This window comes from Arthrobacter sp. 10T413_2 (genome assembly GCF_056394205.1).
Map to the genome: position 1 here is coordinate 1 of NZ_JBFTHK010000281.1, position 3,547 is coordinate 3,547.

The following is a 3,547-nucleotide window of genomic DNA, read 5'->3' on the forward strand; positions in this document are numbered from 1 at the left end:
GAGCTGGAACGCGTCGAAGCCGGCGTGCTGAGCCATCTGGGCGTGGATCGGCAACGCGCCGAACGGCATCAGAGCTGTGTCGTGGCTTTCGAAGACCGCGCGCAGGGCTTTACCTGGTGAGGTCAAGCTCATGATGCGACCTCAGGGGTGTTGAACCCGACGGTMACGACGATGTACACACAGTCTTCGTCGTAGGGGTTCTTCCAGGCATGCGGGACGCCGGCCATGACGAGCAAGTCGCCCGGCACTAGCGTGCGCTTCTTGCCGCCTGGGAGCACGAGGTYGACCTTGCCAGAGATCACCACCTCGTAGTCAATCGTGTCGCTGGCATGCATTCCGGCGTCGCCGTCGTCTTCGGTGGCAGTCATGCTCTCGTCGAGCGTCGAAGCGTCGACCTCGCCCGATGAATGCGCGGGGAAGCTGCTTACCCCAAAGGTGGATCCATTGGGTCCGGCGAGAGCGACCTTGCTCGGGGGAGCACCAAAATGTGCGTTACTGTGGCCGCCTTCGACGGCCCAGTAGAACGCGCCGGCGGCCACGCCGGGGAAGTCKAACTCGGCGGCCGGGCCGACTTCGAGAAAGTCTGCGTCGCCTGCTTCGTTCGGACCCGCGACGACGAGCCGGAATTTCTTGGGATCAGGAAAATTCATCTGATTTCACTCCTTCGTGAAGATACTGACGATCGTGAACGTTCKATCGTCATCAGGCGCGCAGGCCCGCTTCTCGCATCAGCGGGAAGATCTGCTCGTTCATCCGGTCAAGACCCTCGTCATAGTCGACGAGTCCGGCGCAGGCCCCCGTGATGCCTGATTCCTGCAACTTCTGCAGGCCGTCGACTATCATCTCGGGTGTGCCCACGAGCGGAACCAGGCCGGCGCGGAAGAACGTCTTGATGGTCTCGTCCTGCTTCGGGTCTTCGGACTTCTTGTAGTGATCCCAGCTCCAGCCCCGGGAGTCGCCGTTCTGGATGATGTGCTTGTACTTGAGCGCGCTCTCGTAGTCGCCTTTTTCCTCCACGTACTCGAGGTACTGGCGCGCCTCCTTCTCGGTGTCCTTGCAGATGATGTGCACGCCGGACCACAGGCMGAGGTCCTCACGGCCTGCTGCGTTCGCGTTCTCGCGGAGCTTCGGCGTCACTTGGAAGCTGTGATCGACACTGCCGATCGCCGCGAACAGGATGTTKGCGTGCTTGAACGCAAATTGCTGGCCAGCGGGGCTGGAACCTGCACTCATCACCATCGGGCCGGGCGTTTGAACCGGCTTCGGAAACGACTGCGCACCCTGGAGCTTGAAGAAATCGCCGTCGAAGTCGAACTCGATCTCGTCGTTCGACCAGAGACGCTCAACGATTGTCATCCACTCGTCGGCGAGCTCGTAGCGCACGTCGTGCTCGGGCACGGGTACGCCAAACATGGCGTACTCGGGCTTGAAGTAGCCCGCGGTTGCATTCAGACCCATACGGCCACCACTGATGTGGTCGACCGTGGCCATCATTTTCGCTGCCATGATCGGATGGATGAACGGGATGAGGCAGGTGGCGAAAATCTGGATGTTCTTCGTTGCGGCTGCCAGGCCTGCCGCCCAGGTGAAGGTCTCGAACTGGCGACCCCAAGGTCGGTCGGGACCGGCAAGGCCCATCCACCGTGCGATGGGGATGAACCCGTCGACGCCATAACGATCGGCCTTCTGCGCGAGTTGCTCGATCTCGCTCCAGTTKCCCATCTTTATAGTGTTCTCGGCGAAGTTMAGGCCGCCCTGGCCCGTCGTCACGTTMGCGCCGAAGACTGCGACCTTGAACGCGTTGTCTCCGCCGATCATGGGCGACTGATCGCGCTGGACGGTGTGGTCGGCCACAAAGTCACGCTCAACGGTAGGGTTAGCGACGGATTCGTGCGATGTGAGGGTCATGAGTTGTCCTTTTCCAGGAGTTGTAATCTGGGGTTTGTTATGTATCCGTGCGAGTCAGTGATTTCTTCGGATCTTCGTGCTTCCTCCGAAGCACAGCCGTCCGGTCGGTTCGCAAACAGGCAGGATGGTCTTCTGTGAGCCGTTTATGCTTTGCCTTTTGCCGGCATCGTTCAGATCTGCGATGCATCTCCGAGGGCGTGCCAAGTTCGGTTGTGGTAAACCAAGGGCTTTCCGGGCACCGTGTCCTCGGACAGACTCGGTGACGCTTGCAGGGCCTCAACGGCCACGATTGCGGAACCGCCAGCATCCATGGAGTTCACGATCCTGCCCCGAATCCAGGCCTKGGCCGACGGGAAATAGGGCTCTCCAGTTTCAAGACGTGACCAGAGGGTGGTGTCTGCAAACCTGTCAATCCCGCTAGTTGCACACAGTTTTGCAATGCCCACCTGTTCTGCGCCAAGTAGATGCACCACGACGGTATCTGCAGTGCGAATGGTCGGAGTGCTGGACGAGAATTCGGACACTGAGAACGCGAGAATGGGGGGCTCAGCGCTGGCCGAGATGACCGAGGTTGCCGTCAGGCCGACGGGGCCGTCTCCGGCATCCGCTGTGATGACAGCCACACCACCAGGATGGTTGCGGAAGACAGACTTGAATTCGTCGGCTGTGATCGTCKAATTCAAGGTTTGGACGTTGGGAATGCTCACTGTATCTCCTTTKATTTCAGCGTTGTCGGCTTCTCTGCCGGTGTGGTTCATGGTTCAACGGTACGAGCGGGAAAAGCCGGGCTGGCATGGAAATTAACGTCATCTAGCTAGGAAACGACGCCAAACTAGAGAACCTCAAGGCTGCTGGCGCAAGATGCAAAGCCCGTGACATACTTCACGTGGTGCTAGTGCTCCCCGTCCTCGGCGTTTMGTAGCKACTGACTTCTCAATGAAGAGGAGAAGGAAGCAGTCGATGCTTCCGCTCGGAGGCGTGAACATCCTGCCGAGGAACGTAAAGGCGCCCGCCCTAACCTGGACCCACCTGGCCGGCCTGCTTCCCGGGTGAAGCAGAGGGGTGCGGCTCCCTCGGCGGGTTCCTGATKATACTTTGACTGCACCGTTGCGACGGCGATAAGGGGCGACGATGAAATTAGGGACCTACCAGACCCTGCGAGTGCCGAACTTCAGTGTTCACATCCTGCGCGATACGCTCAAGGACGCGGATCTGGATTGGCAAACTGCACTGGCGAACGCGGAAATTGATCCCGACGCCGTCGACCGTCCGGGAGGCACAATTCCTGCCAGAAAGGAGCTGGCGTTTCAGCGACAGTTCGTCGCTCTCACCAAAGATCGAGTTGATCTTTGGGTGCGGGCCACGCGATCCTACACGCTGGGCGCGTTCGGCGTTCGCGGCTTGGCCCTCGCCTCCGCGCCGACGATTGAGGCGTGGGTAGAAGTTGCCAACACAACCGACTATGGCCCTGCTCTTTTCGAGGTTGCGCCGCTCCRGACATCCGATGGCTCATTGACTGGGATGGAATTCACGTATCCCGATGCCCCGGAAGAATTGGTCCCGTTTAGTGTCTACCGCGAGCTTTGTTTTATGGCCCGGACCTTCACCTGGCTGTATGGCGCTCCGTTTCCCTTCACTC

The 3,547-nt window shown here is 59.7% G+C and carries 4 protein-coding genes; 1 reads left to right on the plus strand and 3 read right to left on the minus strand.

What is annotated here, in order from left to right; all coding sequences use genetic code 11:
* Positions 1 to 128: 128 nt before the first annotated feature.
* The 3 genes from AC1DBQ_RS22445 to AC1DBQ_RS22455 all read right to left on the minus strand — a co-directional run bounded on the left by AC1DBQ_RS22445 (position 129) and on the right by AC1DBQ_RS22455 (position 2,615).
* Entirely contained in the window at positions 129 to 650 is a 522-nt protein-coding gene (locus AC1DBQ_RS22445) for a cupin domain-containing protein (protein WP_476930615.1), read from the minus strand.
* 52 nt (positions 651 to 702) lie between these two features.
* On the minus strand, positions 703 to 1,908 hold the full coding sequence (locus AC1DBQ_RS22450) for an LLM class flavin-dependent oxidoreductase (protein ID WP_476930616.1): 1,206 nt from the start codon (positions 1,906 to 1,908) through the stop codon (positions 703 to 705).
* A gap of 170 nt (positions 1,909 to 2,078) precedes the next feature.
* Positions 2,079 to 2,615 (minus strand): flavin reductase family protein, encoded by a 537-nt coding sequence (locus AC1DBQ_RS22455; RefSeq protein ID WP_476930617.1) that lies wholly within the window; start codon positions 2,613 to 2,615, stop codon positions 2,079 to 2,081.
* 424 nt (positions 2,616 to 3,039) lie between these two features.
* On the opposite strand from AC1DBQ_RS22455, the gene AC1DBQ_RS22460 reads away from it, so the two are divergent.
* Positions 3,040 to 3,547 (plus strand): AraC family transcriptional regulator ligand-binding domain-containing protein (locus tag AC1DBQ_RS22460; RefSeq protein WP_476930618.1); only part of this gene is annotated, 508 nt, incomplete at its 3' end.